This window comes from Aeromonas sp. 601039, from assembly GCF_049174415.1.
Taxonomy (GTDB): Bacteria; Pseudomonadota; Gammaproteobacteria; order Enterobacterales; family Aeromonadaceae; genus Aeromonas; species Aeromonas veronii_A.
Window position 1 is genome coordinate 85,875 of record NZ_JAAKTL010000005.1, and the last position, 13,932, is coordinate 99,806.

Here is a 13,932-nt window from a genome sequence, read left to right on the forward strand (position 1 = left end):
GACTGTCGCATCCCTGTTTTCTGCTGGCTGGCGAACCTGATAGCTCTTTGTATAGTGCTGCTGATTATTAATCAGGTTTGACAGGAGTATCCATGGATATGAGTACGCGTGGCATCGGTGCTCTGGCTCTGTTGGGGGCGTCATTGCTGGGCAGCACTGCGGCCCACGGTTCGGAAACTCTCAACACCATTCTCGGTGGTGGCGCAGGCGGGGTGGCGGGCACCATGATCGGCAAGGAGTTGGGGGGAGATACCGGTGCGCTGGTGGGGGCTGCATTGGGCGGCGCAGCCGGTGGTGCGGCGACGGCCAACAAGGGCAACAAGAATGAAGCGGCCCTTGGCGGCGCGGTGGGGGCGCTGGGCGGTGCCGCTATCGGCAAGAGTGTCGGTGGCGATACCGGTCAGCTGATCGGCGCCGGGGTTGGCGGGGCGAGCGGTTCGGCCATCGGTGCCAAGACCGGCGATGGCCACAAGAGCCAGGATCGCTATTACGATGATGACGACGATCATCACCATCACAAGCACCACAAGAAGTACAAAAAGCATAAGAAGCACAGATGGCATGACGACGATTGATGCGTGTGCAGTGAGTGCGGAAGATGCAAAACGGGGCCTGTTGGTCCCGTTTTGCATGGTGTGGTCACTCGATTTTGCGGTGACTCGCTCGTGCGGTTACACCAGCCGGTGCTGGCGGCGACCGGCGGCAAAGGCGTTGATGTTGTCGATCAGCTGGTCGGCCAGTCGCTGCATCGACTCCTCGCTGGCCCAGGCCACATGAGGGGTCAGAATGAAGTGGGGGTATTGCAGCGCCTTCATCAAGGGATGGTCGGGAGGCGGCGGTTCGACGCTCGCCACATCGAAACCGGCACCACCGAGGCGACCGTTGGCCAGCGCTTGCAGCAGCGCCTCCTCATCCACCAACCCACCGCGGCCGACGTTGATCAGCAGGGCGCCCGGTTTCATCAGATCCAGCTCCCGCTCGCCAATGAGGTTGCGGGTGTAGGGGGTGAGCGGGCAGTGCAGGCTGATGACGTCCGAACTTTGCAGCAACTCGTCGAGGGGCAAGCGGTCCTCGTCGTGACTGGCGCCGATCTGGCTCTGGGCGTAACGCACTGTCATCCCCATCCCTTTGGCCCGCTCGCCGAGCGCCTGTCCGAGCGTCCCTTTGCCGATGATGCCAAGCTGCTTGCCGTGCAGATCCATGATGTTGTGGTCGAAGAAGCAGAATTGGCCGCTCTGTTGCCAGCGCCCCTCCAGCAGCGACTGGCGCCAGCAGAAGAGGTTGCGCGACAGGGCTAGCATCAGCGCCATGGCGTGCTCAGGCACCGAGGGGCCCGAGTAGTTGCGGATATTGCACACCCCGACGTTGGCGGCGCGGCACGCATCCAGATCCACGTTGTCGCTGCCGGTTGCGGCCAGGGCGATGAGTTTGAGCTCAGGCAACTGGGCCAGTTCGGCGGCGCCGATCCGTACTTTGTTGATGATAGCGATGCTGGCATCTTTGAGCCGTTCCACCACCTGTTCCGGGGTAGTACTTGGATAGCTCTGCCAGTGGTGGGGGAAGTCGGGGTGATGCAGGGTGATGCCCGCATCCAGGGTATCGCTGTCGAGAAACACAATCTGCTGCATGGACCTTCCTGCCATTGTTCAGGTTCGAGAGGCCATGATGCCAAAGAGGATGCGGTCAGGGCCAGATCGTCGCCGTGGTAGGGTTGGGCTTTATCCGGCAGATGTGAGCTGGCGCGCGCTTTATTGCGCCACGGTGGCGGCTGGTTTAGAGCCAGCCCAGATGGTTGAGCCAGCCCTGAATGCGGGTGGGGGTCTCCTCCAGCTCCATCAGGGCGTAGGGGCGATAGTTGAGCTTGTTGCTGCGCCGGCTCTCGCTTTTGCGGGCCTCGGCGGCCAGCAGTGGCCAGCGACCGCCATCCTCCTGATAGAGGTCCAGGGTGGGGATGGCCGCCTGAGCCACCTGTTTGGCCAGGGTCTGGTTGCTCTGCTGATTGGGGAAGAAGCCATCGAGCAGCACCAGCGCGTCGGGGGCGGGCAACTGTTCGCTGGCGATGAGATTGGCAGTCCAGGCGGCGCCGGTACCTTGCGCCAGGATCAGCTTGAAGCCCCCCTCCTGCAGCTTGGCATCCGCCAGCTTGCTGATCCGCTCGGCAAACTGCTTGCGAAACTCATCGCTGTTTTTCGCTTTTTTCTCGGCGGCTGGGTCCAGTTCGGTCTGCTGGGGGGAGGGCAGCAGCAGCAGGGTATCAAAGCCCAGTCGGCTGAGGGCGCGAGTCAGTTGCCAGAGTTGGCCGCTGCGCTGCCAGTCGGGCAGTAAAATGGCGAGCCCCAGATAGTTTTCACTGTCATGTTTGGCGAACAGCACCGTCTGCTTGTCGATCTGGGTAGCATCGGGCAACCCTTTCCAGTCGCTGGCTTGCCAGTGGTCGAGGGGCATAGGTTCGGCAACGGGGGGGGCGACCTCGCTCGCCTCTGCCCCATGGCCAGCCAGCAAGGTCAATAACAGCAGTGATAAGGATAATCTGGCCATAGTGTGCTCCCCCGGTTATCTGGGTTAGCGGCGGCGGCGGGATTTTCTGAAGGCGGGCGGTGTGATGGCAACTCGGAGGCAATAAAAAAGCGAGCCGGTGGCTCGCTTTTTTGTAATCAATTCAAAGCGGTCAATTAGTTGACGCGACGCTTGAATTCGCCGGTGCGGGTATCGATTTCGATCTTGTCACCGATCTCTACGAAAGCGGCAACAGCCAGCTCGTAGGTAGTGCCTTTCAGACGGGCAGGCTTGGTTACTTTACCGGAGGTGTCGCCACGGGCAGCCGGCTCGGTGTACTCAACTTCACGCACGATGGTGGTCGGCAGTTCTACGGAGATGGCTTTCTCGTTGTAGAAAGTCACTTCACACAGATCTTCCATGCCGTCTACCAGGTAGTTCAGCACGTCACCCAGGTTGTCTTTCTCTACGTCGTACTGGTTGTACTCGGTGTCCATAAAGACATACAGGGGGTCGGAGAAGTAGGAGTAGGTGCACTCTTTACGTTCCAGCTGAACAACGTCCAGCTTGTCGTCGGCCTTGAAGACGGTCTCGGTAGCGCTGCCGTTCAGCAGGCCCTTCAGCTTCATTTTGACCACGGCGGAGTTACGGCCGGATTTGTTGAATTCAGCCTTCTGGACCACCATCGGCTCGGTGCCGATCATGACTACGTTACCAGCGCGGATTTCCTGTGCGGTTTTCATGTAAAAAATTCCTGTTCGTGAAACGGACGGATAAAAACTGCCAGATTATATACGGCTTTCTAAAAATTTCACCAACCGTGTGACGAGATCCCCATCCCGGAGCAACTTCTGTGACCAGCTTCGCCCATGTTGCTGCCAAATGGCGCTATATCGTGGCCATTGGCCCCAAAGTTCGCGGCAATCTTCGCCACGATTGAGAGCCAGATTAAAGCGGCGCAGCCATTGAGCACATTCGGCGGGCAGATCGGCAAGATAGTGGTCAAGGAACTGCTCCAGCTTGACCAGATGAGCCTCCTCCTCCTGTTGGTAGATATGCCAGAGGAAAGGACGAGCCGCCCACTGGGCCCGCACGAAGGAGTCCTCCCCACGCACCAGATTGAGATCGCAGCTCCACAGCAGTCGATCGTAGCCAGCCTGATCTGTCATCGGCAGCAGCTTGATGGTGAGGTTGCCCGAGTGGAGCAGATCCCCCGCTTTGGCTGCAGGGATGGCATCAGTCAGACCGGCACCGGTGAGCACATCGTTGAGGGAGCGCCCCAGCGGCAGCAGCAGGGTGACGGGGGTGGCGCTCTGGCACCAGCTCTCGACCAGACTCTTCAGCGCACTGCTCTCGTAGGTAAAGAGGCTGACCCGCAGCTCGTTATCTTTTTTTGGTGGCAAACCGAGGCTGGCCCAGTAGTCTGCCAGTCCCGCTTCATCTTGTTGCCACTGCTCCCGTTCGGCGATCAGGTCGTGCTCGCACAAAAGGCCGCCGGTTTTAGCGGTAAAGCCCGGGAAGAAGAAGTATTTATTGAGGCTTTTATTGCCAACTCGCTGGGGCGAGGCGAGGCCGTGGCAATCCTCTACCCAGCTCTCTGCCGAGAGGTATTCCAGATTGAGCCAGCATGGGGGGCTGGGTTGGCTCGCCATCAGCTCTATGAAGAGGTCGGGCAGCTCGCAGGCAAAGGCCTCGATCACCACCTTGGCCGGGGTCATGTCGCTCGGCAGGGTCTCATGCCAGTGCTGGATATAGATGCCATCGACCCACTGGCCATCCTGCGCCGGGTCGAGCCCCGGACAGATGCGGGCAAAGCTTGCCAGATCGTCCACCCAGAGCCGCACCTGAACCTCATTACTAGGTGCCGCAATATTCCCCTCCCGTTTTAGCTGGCGGGCGAGTCGCCAGGTGACGCCGATGTCACCAAAGTTGTCGACGACGCAGCAGAAGATGTCCCAGTCAAACGGGGGTAGGGGAGTTGTCATTGCTCGGGGTTCCAGATGCAAAAAAACCGGTGCGCAGGGTAGCACACCGGTTGACTGGCTTCTAACCGTCAGCGTGTGACGGCGGTCTGTGGCAGGTTACTCCTTGCCGTAGACGTTGTTCTCTTGCTCGCGAACCCGAATAAAGGTGGTGCGTTTGGTCAGCTCTTTCAGCTGGCTGGCACCCACGTAGGTACAGGTGGAGCGCACGCCGCCCAGAATGTCGCGCACCGCGTTTTCGACCGGGCCGCGGTAGGGCAGCAGTACGGTTTTACCCTCGGAGGCACGGTACTCGGCGACGCCGCCGGCGTGCTTGTCCATGGCGCTGGAGGAGCTCATGCCGTAGAACTTCATGAAGGGTTCGCCGTCTACATCGACGATCTCGCCACCGCACTCCTCGTGGGCTGCCAGCATGCCGCCCAGCATCACGAAGTCGGCACCGCCGCCGAATGCTTTGGCGACGTCGCCCGGGCAGGTGCAGCCGCCGTCACCGACGATCTGGCCGCCGAGGCCGTGGGCCGCATCGGCACACTCGATGATGGCGGAGAGCTGCGGATAACCGACACCGGTCTTGACGCGAGTAGTGCAGACCGAGCCCGGGCCGATGCCGACCTTGACGATGTCGGCGCCGGAGAGGATCAGCTCTTCGACCATCTCGCCGGTCACCACGTTGCCCGCCAGAATGACGTGGTTGGGGCAGGCTTCACGAATTTTGCGCACGAACTCGACGAAGTGTTCGGAGTAGCCGTTGGCCACGTCGACACAGATGAAACGCAGCGCTTCGGACATGGCGAGGATCTGGCGGGTCTTGGCGAAATCTTCAGCCGAGGTGCCGGTGGAGACCATCACATGGCCCAGCAGCGCCGGGTCTGTCTCGTTGACGAAAGCTTGCCACTGCTCAAGGCTGTAGTGCTTGTGTACCGCGGTCATCATCTCGAAACCGGCCAGCGTGCGCGCCATGGCGAAGCTGCCGACGGTATCCATGTTGGCGGCGATAACGGGTACGCCTTGCCATTGGGTCTGAGTGTGTTTGAAGGTGAACTGACGGGTCAGGCTTACTTGGGAACGGCTCTTGAGAGTAGAGCGCTTGGGGCGGAACAGGACATCCTTGAAACCGAGCTTCAAGTCTTCTTCGATACGCATTACAAATTCCTTATTGAGCCTTGTTGAAAGTCACTTTTGCAGTGGCAAATTTTCGGCAGGCGCAAAAAAACCGGTGGTTTTCAGGCCCTCCGGTTTACAACAGTGTAGGCAAAAATCCCTTCAGAACAAGACTGATAATTTGTAAATCCTTGTGGTAGCCTTTGGCGTCACAACCTGAGGTTAACCACCAGTTTCATCCAGCACCGTTCGGTGCCTTGCTCTCCTTCGATATTCCCGCCCGCTTGGGCCGCCGTTCGGCCACTCTTTGTCGTCTCTCTCCTGACCCGCCAGATATTATCCAAGTAGCTGAAATAAATCGGATTGACCCACAATGGGACTGTGGTAGATCTGGGCGCAGGATTGACAAGGCAGGGCAGTAAAATGGGCAAGATGATGGTGGGGATCACCCTGATGCTGGCACTGTGTGGCAGTGCGCTGGCAGAGACCCCGACCAGCTATGGCTGGATCGAGAAGGGACTTATTTTGCCCACCGGCGTGGCGGTGAAGATGAAACTCGACACCGGGGCGCTCACCTCTTCCCTCGATGCACGCTCTATCACCAGATTCAAACGGGATGGCAAGCCCTGGGTGCGCTTCATGTTGGTGGTGACCGATGCCGACAGCGGCAAACTGGTCAAGCAGCAGTTCGAACGGCGGGTCGAGCGCAGCGTGACGGTGCGTGGGGCGGGCGGCATGGAGCAGCGGCCAACGGTGACCATGTCCATCTGTCTGGGGGACAAGGTGTATGAGGAGTGGTTCACCCTGCGGGATCGCAGCAAGATGATCTATCCGGTGCTGCTGGGCCGACGTCTGCTGGCGGAGCTGGGCCCGGTGGACTCCAGTCGAACCTTTACCGTGCAGCCAGATTGTCATTGAAAGTAAAGAGCCCGCATCGCGGGCTCTTTACTTATCGCTTATCTTGCCGGCGGCAGCGGGAGCAGCACGCTCACCTCCAGCCCCCCTTTCGGCCGGTTGTGGACATCGAGGTCGGCGCCGTGCAACTGGGCGATGCGTGAGACGATGGCCATGCCGAGACCCACGCCATCCCCCTGCTGGGGATTGACCCGAAAGAAGCGTTCATACAACCGGGGCAAGGCGCTGGCGGGAATGCCGGGGCCATTGTCGCTCACATCCACCCTCACCCGATTGCCCTCTCGCTGAACCCGCACCCTGATCTCGCCCTCCGGCTGGGTGTAGCGCAGTGCATTGTCGATCAGGTTGCTAAACAGCAGTTCGAGCAGGGTGGCCTGCCCCATCACCAGCTGCGGCACTTCACACTCCAGCGACAGCTGCTGATCCTTCTTGAGCGCGATGGGGGCCAGGGTCGCCAGGGTGCCTTGCAGCAGGTGGCCCACCTCCAGCTCGGTCAATACCAGCCCCTGTTGGTTGTCGATACGAGCCTGGGTCAGCAGTTGGCGGATCAGCCGATCGCTGCGGTCTAGGGCTTGCAGCATCTTGTGCAGGGATTGCTGGCGGCTCACTTCATCTTCGGCAGCCAGGGCATTTTCACTGTGGATCCGCAGCACCGCCAGCGGGGTGCGCAGCTCGTGGGCCGCCTCGTTGGTAAACTGTTTCTCCCGCTCTATGGTCTCCGCCAGCGCCTGCATCAGCCGGTTGATCTCGTTGGTGAGGGGGGTCAGCTCCTGAGCGCTTATCTTGAGGCTGAGCGGGCTCAGGTTGGCGGGGTGACGTTCACTGATGGCCTGGGCCAGCTGACGCAGGGGGGCCAGCCCGCGGGTGATGAGCCACCAGAGCAGGGCCAGCAGGAAGGGCAGGGTGATCAGCAGCGGCAGCATGGTGAGGGTGGCCATCTTGCTGGCCAGTTCGCTGCGCTCGTCGTCCCGCTCGGCCACCACCAGCCAGGTCTGCTCCTGCTGGTTGTAGAGAGTGAAGGTGCGCCACTGGTGATTATCTTTTTCGACCGTGTCGAAGCCGATGGCCAGGGTGACCAGCGGCTGATCCGGGGCGCTGGGGGCGCGCAGCAGCAAGCCGCCCTTTTCATCGAGCAGCTGGAAGTAGAGATTGCGTTCGAACTCGTGGCCGTAGGGGGTGATCTCCCGATCTTCGCCGGTCAGGTTGAGGCTGGGATCTTTTTGCCACTCATCGGGGTTCTGCGCCTCCCACTCCTGATAGACGGTGCCGTTGGCGGGCAGTTGCCCCTGCTGGGCCATGTAGCGGACCAGCAGCTGATTGGTGATGCGGGCCGACTGGGCGAGGCGGGCATCAAACAGCTCCTCCATTTCGTGGCTCGCCTCCATGTAGCCGATAAAGGCGCTGATGGTAAGACTCAGGCTCACCAGCGTCAGGATACCGGTGAGCAGAAAGCGGCGAATGGAGCGGGGACGTTTCATCGTGCGGGTGTCCGGCTTGGCTGTTCGAGCTGGGGAATGATGTAGCCGACCCCGCGAATATTGCGGATGAGGTCGCTGTAGAACTTCTTGCGCAGATGGTGGATATGCACCTCTACCGCGTTGCTCTCGGCCCCTTCATCCCAGCCGTAGAGGCTCTGTTGCAGCTGATCCTTGCTCAGCACCCGGCCGCTCTGGCTGATCAGCTCCTGCAGCAACTTGTATTCATGGGGGGTGAGTTTGACCGCTTCCCCCTGATAGGTGACCTGCTGGGATTCGGGATAGATGAGGATGTCGCCATACTCCAGTACCGCCTGAGCCTGCCCCTTGCTGCGACGAACCAGGGCGCGCAGGCGGGCGTTGAGCTCCTGCAGGGCGAAGGGCTTGACCATGTAGTCGTCGGAGCCGGCATCAAGGCCGACCACCCGATCGTCCAGCGCATCGCGGGCGGTGAGGATCAGCACCGGCAACTGGTGGCCTTCACGCCGCAACTTGCGCAGCAGGCTGAGGCCATCGATGTCGGGCAGGTTGAGATCGAGGATCAGGGCGGCGAACTCGTCGCTCTTGAGGGCTGCCAGAGCGGGCAACCCCTGTTGCAGCCAGTCCACCGTGTAGCCGCTATGGCGCAGTGCATCCTGCATACCATCCCCCAGCATCACATCATCTTCTACCAGCAGGATCCGCATTCTTTTCTCCCTGTTTGTTGGGTGTGGCGATCTGGCTCAGCGCCAGGGCGTGCCGTGGCATAAACAACCCTGCCCACCAGTATGCAAGCTGGTGGGCAGAGTTTAAATAGTTCTTTGATCCATCAGGGTTTTATAGCTTGGCCAGCCGATCGCGGATCTCCATTCTGCGCCCTTCGTCGGCCACTTCGCGACCCGGGCGGGCCGGGGCTGCCAGCGCCTTGTCGAGGTAGGTTTTGGCCTCGGCCTTGCGACCCTGATCCAGCAGGAAGTCACCGTAGAAAAAGTTGGGGTCGATGCCATCCGGATTGATGGCCAGCGCCTGCTTGAGCAGCTGTTCTGCCTTTTCGTCATCGCCAAAGCCGACCGGCCAGCCGGGCACCTGATAGTAGAGGGAGCCCAGACTGGTGTAGGCAGAGCCATCCAGCGCCTTGGGATCCTGCTTGAGCGCCAGCTCCAGCTTGGCCTTGGCCTCTTTCACCAGACCCAGTGCCCCCAGCCCCCCTTTGGCCCCCGCCCAGGTGCTCTTGACGATGGCAGACCAGATCAGCAGGTCGGCGCGAAAAGGCTCCTTGGCGCTGGCCGCTTCGGCCTGGGTGCTCAGGGTTTCGAGGCAGCTCTCTTTCGCCTTGCCGCTCTGTTGATACTGGCAGACGGCCCACTGTTGCTGGATGGGGATGAGGGCATCATCCGCGGCCATGACTGAGGTGGATCCCAGCAGGATGGCGATGGCACAAGAGGTCACTGATTGACGGAAAAAGTTCATATTAATGCTCCTTCTTGGTCGGGATCGGGCGGGACAAGTCTGGTTGTGGCGCACTGTTGGCGCCGGCATCAGTCGTCCCTGGCTGAAGATGACGGGCATAACGTTTGATGATCGGCAGCTGTCTGGCCAGCGCCTTGTCGACGATGCCGGGCAGCAGGGCATTGAGCCGCACGAACAGTTTTTCCGGCCAGCCGAGCCAGCTGCGGCGGGTTTCGTTGCACAGGGCGATGACCGCCTCTTCGGCCACCTCCTGCGGGCTGTCGGTCTGAGTGCCGAGCGCCGCATTCATCTCGTAAGCGGCCTCGGAGTTGAGCTTGGTGCGGGTGGCGCGGGGGGCAAAATGCAGCACCTTGATGCCGCTCCCCTCCAGCTCCCGTCCCAGCGCTTCGCTAAAGCCGCGCAGGGCAAATTTGCTGGCGCAGTAGACGCTGTAACCGGGGTAGCCGATGCTGCCCAGGCTCGAGCCCATGTTCATGATGATCCCCGGCTTGCGCATGGTTGGCAGCAGGGCACGGGTGAGCTGGATGGGCGCCTCGATATTGAGCAGCAGCTGGCGCTCTACCTGCTCGAAGCTCTGATCTTCCAGCCAGGCAAACTGGTTGCAGCCAGCGTTGTTGATCAGGATGTCGATCCCGTCCTCCAGCGCAGGGTGTTGCAACAGCTTGGCCCGCTCCTGCGCAGAGCCGAGGTCGGCGAGCACCACCTGATGGCGCTCGGGATGAGGCAGTGACTTGCACAGTCGCTCCAGTGCCGGGCCGCGACGACCGTGCAGCAGCAGGTGTGCCCCCTGGGCGGCCAGCTCCTGCGCCAGCTCTTCACCTATGCCACCGCTGGCGCCGGTGAGCAGCACGAGTTTCCCTTCAAGGTTCATGGTATGGATTCCCTTTTTGCTGTCTGCTGCCGACTTACGGTGTGGCGGTGAGGTTATAGAGCATCTCGCCATAGAGGCGATAAACCACCTTGGCCCCGTGGATGATGGCGGCCTGATCCGCCGGACTCTCGACCCGATCCATCAGGGATTCAAAGAACTTGAGGTGCTCCTGATCCAGAGCGCCGTGGGAACTCAGGTAGCTCATCGCCTGGGGTGGCAGGCCGAGGCCCTTTTTCAGCTGGTCGGCGACGGTGAGGGCGATGGCGACGCTGGTGCCTTCCAGTACCTGCACCATGCCGAAGAAGCCCATGGGGTTGCCGCGCTGGATCTGGTCGTAGAGGAAGGCGACCATCAGCTCGATGGGCAGCCCGGGCTGGCCGTGGCGCACCGCCTCGGCATCGCCGCCACAGGCGTGGATGTCGTTGAGGATCCACTCCTGATGGCCATACTCCTCGTCGATGTACTCGGCAATGGCGCCACGCACCCACTCGTACTCCTGACCCAGCTTGCCGCCGGTTGCCATGAGGAGTGGAACTGTGTGGCGCACGTGGTAGTAAGCCTGCGCCAGAAAGGCGAGATAGGTGTCACGGCTGATATCGCCACGGCGGCAGGCTTCGATGATGGGGGCGTTGAACAGATGCTCACGCTCACTGGCAGTGGCTTGTTGCAGAGTCTGGTAGAAGCTCATGACGATTCTCCTGTAAGGCATTGGCTGATTTGCCGGGAAAAGTGTTGGTAAATCTCGTTGCGACGGGGGCGCCCGTTGGCGGTCAGCAGGCCGGGATGCTGGTCGAGTGCCACCGGCAACCAGTGGTGCAGCCGGGCATAATCGGGCAGCCGCTGGTTCAGACCTGCGATCTGGCGTGGCAGATCCGCCTCTTTGCCCGGCAGGGGCTGGATCAGCGCCACGTTGGCGGGTTGACCATCGCCAAAGACCACGATGCGGGCGATGGCGGGGCAAAGCTGTGCTTCGGCCTCCACCCACTCTGGGGAGAAGTTGCGGCCAAAGGCGGTGATCTGGACATTCTTCTTGCGTCCGGTGATATGGAGGTAGCCTTCTTCATCGAGATGGCCCAGATCGCCGGTGGCGATCTGTTCGGGAGTCGGTTCGTTGCTGCCGAGATAACCCAGCATGGCACTGCCGCTCACCATAATTTCGCCGTCGCTGGCGATGGTGACCTGACAGTGGGGCAGGGGGCGGCCGACGCTGCCGAGCTTGTCAGCATCCGGGCTGTTGAGCGCCACCACGGAGCCACACTCCGAGAGGCCATATCCCTCATACACCGGCAGGCCGAGCTGACGGGCATGTTTGATCAGGTCGGGGGCCACCTTGCCGCCACCGACGGCAATAAAGCGCAGGCTCTTGAGCTGCTGGGCCAGCGTCGGTGTGCTGGTGCAGAGCGCCAGCAGCAGGCGCAGCAGTTCGGGTACCAGCACCAGACTGTGGGTCGGCCAGCGCAGCAGGGCTTCCCCCAGCATGGCAGGATTGAGCGAACTGGATCCGGTGAAACCGAGCTCCCCGAGGGACGGAATGCGGCTGCAGGCGCCGGTCAGCAGCGGCACATAGAGGCCGGTGATGTTCTCAAGCAGGGTGGCCAGCGGCAGCAGGGTCAGGTGTTTTTCCACCTTGGCTGGCGCGACTCGCTCGGCCAGCGCATGGCTCACCGCCATCATCTGGGTCAGTGACAGGCAGACGCCCTTGGGCTGGCCCGTGGTACCGGAGGTGTAGGTGATCTTGGCGGTGCCCTTGGACAGCGCCGGTCGATTGGCCGGGGTATGGCGCCAGAGCGGTAGCTCGCCGGTGATCAGCGAGATCGGTTCGGCGGCATGCCACCCCTGATGATATGGGCCGACCAGCGCATCGGCGCCGCTGCTCTCCAGCAACCAGGCCTGCTGGGCCTGACTGAAGAAGTGAGGCACCGGAATGACCACGATACCGGCGCGGGTGCAGGCGAGATCCAGCAGCGCCCAGGGCAGGCCGTTGTCCAGTTGCAGCGCCAGACGGCTGATGTCGAGCTGTTGCAGCTGGCTGGCCAGACGCTGGATCTGTTGCCACAGGGTCTGGTAATCGAGACGCTGCAGGCTGCTCAGCAGCGCAGGGGATTGCGGATGCTCGTGGGCATGTTTGGCGATGGCGTCGAACAGGCTCATTGGGCGCACCTTTTTTGATGGGGCTGGTTATCACTGCTCTTGCCGGCATCGTCAAACAGGGTAGGCATGGGGGCCAGCAGATTGAGCAGCAGGCTGCGCTGGGCGAGCACCTCGCGCCCCTGATTGATGTCGCCCACCATCACCTTGGGTTGGCAACGGTAGTACTCACCCCAGGCATCGGCGTCGGCTCCCACCTGATGGGCCTGGGCGGGGGCCAGCTCCACCGGATTGAGTTGCAGCCGGGCAAAGCTGTTGCGCAGCTTGGCCGTGCCGGTAAAGACCACGTAGTCGAGGGCGTTTTCACACAGCAGACGACACAGTGCCGCGAACATCAGGCGGGCATTGCCCGGTTCGCTGCAGGCCAGATTGCCCACTTCGATAATGCGGTTGCGTGCCGGATAGACCCCGAGGCGGGTATTGATGGCGGCCTCGATGGGTTGCTCCAGATACTGTTCCAGATAGAGAGGCCCTTCACTGGCATGATTGAGACCACAGGCACCGACCAGCGTCCCGTCCGCCCGATATAGCCCCAGCAGACAGGGGAGAAAATGGGGGATGCGGGCGTTGAACTCGAGGGTGTAGGCGGCCTGGATATAGGTTTGCAGCGCCATGACCTGCTGCGGGGACTTGGCTAGCAGCAATCGGTAGGGGGCCTGGATCTCGATGGTCATGGGTGACTCCTTCTCTTGCGATGGTTTGAGAGTAAAAGGGCAAACTTAAGAAACCCTTAAGGAGCAAAAAAAGTTGTCAGCGAGGCAGCGGGCAGGCAATCTGCGCCGCTGTTATCCAATAGGAAGCCCCCAAGAGGAACCGCCATGTCATCCACCGTCAGCTGCCCCCTGTGTGCCAGCCATCGCAGTTATCCCCTGCCGGTGGCGGGCAAACGCTATCATCGCTGCCTCGCGTGCGAGCTGGTCTGGCTGGATGAGGAGGATCATCTGGATGAGGCGGCGGAGAAGGCGGTCTATGACGGTCACGACAACCAGGTTGATGATCCCCGTTATCGCAGCTTTCTGATGCGGGCTTTTGGCGAAGTGCTGGCGCGGGTGCCGCTACCTGCCAGTGGTCTCGATTTTGGCTGCGGTCCCGGCCCTGCGCTGGTGGCGATGGGGCGCGAGGCGGGTTACCAGATGGCGGGGTATGACAAGTTCTACGCCGATTTTCCAGAGTTGTTGGCGCGCCAGTACGACTTCATCACCAGTACCGAGGTGATAGAGCACATTGCCGAGCCGCGCACGGTGCTGGCGCAGTTGTGGGATTGCCTCAAGCCCGGCGGCCTGCTGGTGCTGCAGACCCAGCGGGTGCTCGGTGACGAGCGGTTTAAAAACTGGCGCTATCGCCACGACCCGACCCACATTGTCTTCTTTGCCGAGGCATCGTTTCAGGTGCTGGCCGCCAGCTGGCAGGCCGAGCTCAGCTTCCCCCACGCCGATGTGGCTGTATTGCAGAAAGGCACGCCCTGAGGCGTGCCTTCGTCTGTCACTCGGCTCTC

At 61.3% G+C, this 13,932-nt stretch carries 15 protein-coding genes; 3 read left to right on the forward strand and 12 right to left on the reverse strand.

The window, feature by feature from the left end; all coding sequences use genetic code 11:
* Positions 1-92 precede the first annotated feature (92 nt).
* Complete coding sequence (locus G5195_RS06345) at positions 93-575, forward strand: YMGG-like glycine zipper-containing protein (protein WP_421221898.1); 483 nt, start codon at positions 93-95, stop codon at positions 573-575.
* A gap of 96 nt (positions 576-671) precedes the next feature.
* On the opposite strand, the gene G5195_RS06350 is transcribed toward G5195_RS06345, so the two are convergent.
* From G5195_RS06350 to G5195_RS06370, 5 genes are all read right to left on the reverse strand, one after another.
* Positions 672-1,628: a D-2-hydroxyacid dehydrogenase gene (locus G5195_RS06350; protein ID WP_421221899.1), complete on the reverse strand. Its 957-nt coding sequence runs from the start codon at positions 1,626-1,628 to the stop codon at positions 672-674.
* Between the two features lie 145 nt (positions 1,629-1,773).
* Entirely contained in the window at positions 1,774-2,538 is a 765-nt protein-coding gene (locus tag G5195_RS06355; protein WP_164536241.1) for a DUF3530 family protein, read from the reverse strand.
* Between the two features lie 134 nt (positions 2,539-2,672).
* Entirely contained in the window at positions 2,673-3,239 is a 567-nt protein-coding gene (gene efp / locus G5195_RS06360) for an elongation factor P (protein WP_005335100.1), read from the reverse strand.
* 45 nt (positions 3,240-3,284) lie between these two features.
* Entirely contained in the window at positions 3,285-4,481 is a 1,197-nt protein-coding gene (gene earP / locus G5195_RS06365; protein ID WP_421235959.1) for an elongation factor P maturation arginine rhamnosyltransferase EarP, read from the reverse strand.
* Between the two features lie 96 nt (positions 4,482-4,577).
* Entirely contained in the window at positions 4,578-5,621 is a 1,044-nt protein-coding gene (locus G5195_RS06370; protein WP_005348017.1) for a GMP reductase, read from the reverse strand.
* A 381-nt stretch (positions 5,622-6,002) separates the two neighbouring features.
* Between G5195_RS06370 and G5195_RS06375 the strand changes: the two genes are divergently transcribed.
* Positions 6,003-6,497, forward strand: a complete 495-nt coding sequence (locus G5195_RS06375; protein ID WP_081990717.1) for an ATP-dependent zinc protease — start codon at positions 6,003-6,005, stop codon at positions 6,495-6,497.
* A 38-nt stretch (positions 6,498-6,535) separates the two neighbouring features.
* Here the strand turns inward: G5195_RS06375 and G5195_RS06380 are convergent, their stop codons facing one another.
* The 7 genes from G5195_RS06380 to G5195_RS06410 all read right to left on the reverse strand — a co-directional run bounded on the left by G5195_RS06380 (position 6,536) and on the right by G5195_RS06410 (position 13,111).
* Positions 6,536-7,972 carry an ATP-binding protein gene (locus tag G5195_RS06380; RefSeq protein ID WP_421235960.1) on the reverse strand — a complete coding sequence of 479 codons (1,437 nt, stop codon included), beginning with the start codon at positions 7,970-7,972 and terminating at the stop codon, positions 6,536-6,538.
* The gene (locus G5195_RS06385) at positions 7,969-8,655 is read right to left on the reverse strand and encodes a response regulator (RefSeq protein ID WP_005335091.1); all 687 of its coding nucleotides are present in this window, start codon (positions 8,653-8,655) and stop codon (positions 7,969-7,971) included. Before G5195_RS06385 ends, G5195_RS06380 begins: the two co-directional genes overlap by 4 nt.
* A gap of 130 nt (positions 8,656-8,785) precedes the next feature.
* Positions 8,786-9,418 carry a tetratricopeptide repeat protein gene (locus G5195_RS06390; protein ID WP_127005911.1) on the reverse strand — a complete coding sequence of 211 codons (633 nt, stop codon included), beginning with the start codon at positions 9,416-9,418 and terminating at the stop codon, positions 8,786-8,788.
* 1 nt (position 9,419) lies between these two features.
* The gene (locus G5195_RS06395) at positions 9,420-10,289 is read right to left on the reverse strand and encodes an SDR family oxidoreductase (RefSeq protein WP_270817691.1); all 870 of its coding nucleotides are present in this window, start codon (positions 10,287-10,289) and stop codon (positions 9,420-9,422) included.
* A 34-nt stretch (positions 10,290-10,323) separates the two neighbouring features.
* Entirely contained in the window at positions 10,324-10,977 is a 654-nt protein-coding gene (locus G5195_RS06400) for a TenA family transcriptional regulator (RefSeq protein ID WP_421235961.1), read from the reverse strand.
* Entirely contained in the window at positions 10,974-12,440 is a 1,467-nt protein-coding gene (locus tag G5195_RS06405; protein ID WP_421235962.1) for an AMP-dependent synthetase/ligase, read from the reverse strand. Before G5195_RS06405 ends, G5195_RS06400 begins: the two co-directional genes overlap by 4 nt.
* Positions 12,437-13,111, reverse strand: coding sequence for a thermostable hemolysin (locus G5195_RS06410; protein ID WP_100645294.1), 675 nt, complete (start codon positions 13,109-13,111; stop codon positions 12,437-12,439). Before G5195_RS06410 ends, G5195_RS06405 begins: the two co-directional genes overlap by 4 nt.
* A 144-nt stretch (positions 13,112-13,255) precedes the next feature.
* Here G5195_RS06410 and G5195_RS06415 point away from each other — a divergent pair, with 144 nt between their 5' ends.
* Positions 13,256-13,903 carry a class I SAM-dependent methyltransferase gene (locus G5195_RS06415; RefSeq protein ID WP_421235963.1) on the forward strand — a complete coding sequence of 216 codons (648 nt, stop codon included), beginning with the start codon at positions 13,256-13,258 and terminating at the stop codon, positions 13,901-13,903.
* The last annotated feature ends 29 nt before the right edge of the window (positions 13,904-13,932 follow it).

Excerpts from the sequence above, each read along its gene's own strand:
- G5195_RS06345 (WP_421221898.1), top strand. The coding sequence starts at position 93 with ATGGATATGAGTACGCGTGGCATCGGTGCTCTGGCTCTGTTGGGGGCG.
- G5195_RS06350 (WP_421221899.1), bottom strand. The coding sequence starts at position 1,628 with ATGCAGCAGATTGTGTTTCTCGACAGCGATACCCTGGATGCGGGCATC.
- G5195_RS06355 (WP_164536241.1), bottom strand. The coding sequence starts at position 2,538 with ATGGCCAGATTATCCTTATCACTGCTGTTATTGACCTTGCTGGCTGGC.
- efp (WP_005335100.1), bottom strand. The coding sequence starts at position 3,239 with ATGAAAACCGCACAGGAAATCCGCGCTGGTAACGTAGTCATGATCGGC.
- earP (WP_421235959.1), bottom strand. The coding sequence starts at position 4,481 with ATGACAACTCCCCTACCCCCGTTTGACTGGGACATCTTCTGCTGCGTC.
- G5195_RS06370 (WP_005348017.1), bottom strand. The coding sequence starts at position 5,621 with ATGCGTATCGAAGAAGACTTGAAGCTCGGTTTCAAGGATGTCCTGTTC.
- G5195_RS06375 (WP_081990717.1), top strand. The coding sequence starts at position 6,003 with ATGGGCAAGATGATGGTGGGGATCACCCTGATGCTGGCACTGTGTGGC.
- G5195_RS06380 (WP_421235960.1), bottom strand. The coding sequence starts at position 7,972 with ATGAAACGTCCCCGCTCCATTCGCCGCTTTCTGCTCACCGGTATCCTG.
- G5195_RS06385 (WP_005335091.1), bottom strand. The coding sequence starts at position 8,655 with ATGCGGATCCTGCTGGTAGAAGATGATGTGATGCTGGGGGATGGTATG.
- G5195_RS06390 (WP_127005911.1), bottom strand. The coding sequence starts at position 9,418 with ATGAACTTTTTCCGTCAATCAGTGACCTCTTGTGCCATCGCCATCCTG.
- G5195_RS06395 (WP_270817691.1), bottom strand. The coding sequence starts at position 10,289 with ATGAACCTTGAAGGGAAACTCGTGCTGCTCACCGGCGCCAGCGGTGGC.
- G5195_RS06400 (WP_421235961.1), bottom strand. The coding sequence starts at position 10,977 with ATGAGCTTCTACCAGACTCTGCAACAAGCCACTGCCAGTGAGCGTGAG.
- G5195_RS06405 (WP_421235962.1), bottom strand. The coding sequence starts at position 12,440 with ATGAGCCTGTTCGACGCCATCGCCAAACATGCCCACGAGCATCCGCAA.
- G5195_RS06410 (WP_100645294.1), bottom strand. The coding sequence starts at position 13,111 with ATGACCATCGAGATCCAGGCCCCCTACCGATTGCTGCTAGCCAAGTCC.
- G5195_RS06415 (WP_421235963.1), top strand. The coding sequence starts at position 13,256 with ATGTCATCCACCGTCAGCTGCCCCCTGTGTGCCAGCCATCGCAGTTAT.